Below are 1,180 nucleotides of genomic sequence, written 5' to 3'. Positions count from 1 at the left end.
GACGTGGTGTTCTTGAACAAGATCGATGCATGGGAGAAAGCGCCGCTGTGNCAGGCCGAACATACCGTGCGCGCGCTGGCACCCAATGTGCGCTTCTGGGAACTGGCCTACGACGCCCGGCTGGACATCCGCCTGGCCCTGGGCTTGCGGCTGCACCAGGCGGGCGCGACCGTGCATCATCACTACACGCCGGTGGCCATGCCCGGCGAGCGCGCCACGGTGGCCGCCGACCAATGGCGCTTCAACGGCCACGCCCATTCCGGGCTGGGGGCGCACAGCCACGGGCTGTCCACCCACAAGCACTTTCACGAACAGGATCCGGGCTGGCAATCCTTCACGCTGCGCAGCGAGCAGCGCCAGGATGGCGACACCTTGCGCCGCGCCGTGGTGGCGGCGGCGCTGGACCAGCCCATCCTGCGCACCAAGGGCTTCATTGCCACGGGCAGCGAGCGGGCGCAACTGCTGCAAGCCGTGCGCGCGCGGGTGGTGGTGGCCGAGGCCCAGGCGGGCAAGTTCGGTACGCAATGCTCGGAACTGGTCTTTATCGGCTACCATCCCAGCCGCGCCCGTGTGGCGCAACTGCTCTCGGCGCTGACGGCGACCGAGTGGAAATGATTATCTGGCAGCATCAGGAAAGAACATCGTGAAAACCGATCCCCAATCGCACAAGCGCATGACCCAGCGCCACAAGGAAGGCTTCGAAAAGAAGAAGGCCGCAGCCCAACTGGAAAAGGGCTTGCTGATCGTCAACACCGGTACCGGCAAGGGCAAGTCCAGCGCCGCCTTCGGCATGGGGATGCGCATCCTCGGCCATGGCATGAAGCTGGGGGTGGTGCAGTTCATCAAGGGCGCGCTCTACAGCGCCGAGCGCGACTTCCTGGGCAGTCACGCCAATTGCGACTTCCACGTGGTGGGCGAAGGCTATACCTGGGATACCCAGGACCGCGCCGCCGACATGCGCACCGCTGCACGCGGCTGGGCCGAGGCAGTGCGCATGATCGGCGACCCCAGCTATGACATGGTGATCCTGGACGAACTCAATATCGTGCTCAAGTACCAGTATCTGGAGCTTGAGGAGGTGTTACGCACCTTTGCCGCCCGGCGTGAGATGCTGCACATCGTGGTGACCGGCCGTCATGCACCGGAGGCTTTGATCGAACAAGCCGACCTGGTCAGCGAA

At 64.7% G+C, this 1,180-nt stretch carries 2 protein-coding genes; both read left to right on the top strand.

Translation table 11 applies throughout. The features are described 5' to 3' along the window. On the top strand, positions 1 to 615 hold a 615-nt coding region (locus I5W_RS14010; protein ID WP_044529688.1), incomplete at its 5' end, for a GTP-binding protein. A 28-nt stretch (positions 616 to 643) separates the two neighbouring features. Further along, positions 644 to 1,180: cob(I)yrinic acid a,c-diamide adenosyltransferase (cobO, locus tag I5W_RS14005; protein ID WP_044529687.1), on the top strand; the 537-nt coding region annotated here is incomplete at its 3' end.

The organism is Herbaspirillum sp. B65 (genome assembly GCF_000333555.1).
In the GTDB taxonomy this organism is placed as follows: domain Bacteria; phylum Pseudomonadota; class Gammaproteobacteria; order Burkholderiales; family Burkholderiaceae_D; genus Herbaspirillum; species Herbaspirillum rubrisubalbicans.
This window is presented reverse-complemented; position numbering and strand designations above follow the sequence as displayed.